The following is a 240-nucleotide window of genomic DNA, read 5'->3' as shown; positions in this document are numbered from 1 at the left end:
AGGGGACGGCGGTCCCGGCGGACGGACAGGGGAGGGTGCCCGACAGACCCCGCCGCCCCTCGCCCGGCGATGCAGGAGCCAGGTACCGCCCGCGGCGGCGCCGGCCAGGGCCGCCACTCCCGCCGCGGTCTGCACGGGGTCGGGGCCGAGGGCGCCGCCGACCCCCGTGTTCACATGCCCACGCGGCAGGTGGGTCTGTTCGCGTGTGGCGGTCAGGTTCACGATCAGGTCGCCGGGGGC

Annotated in this window: 1 pseudogene; it reads right to left on the bottom strand. The window is 78.3% G+C overall.

Going from position 1 to position 240, the window contains the following annotated elements:
• A pseudogene (locus KVT44_RS56785) lies at positions 1–240 on the bottom strand (hypothetical protein); the annotation flags it as partial.

It is taken from the genome of Streptomyces sp. GbtcB7, from assembly GCF_019091445.1.
GTDB classification, from domain to species: domain Bacteria; phylum Actinomycetota; class Actinomycetes; order Streptomycetales; family Streptomycetaceae; genus Streptomyces; species Streptomyces mirabilis.
This window is presented reverse-complemented; position numbering and strand designations above follow the sequence as displayed.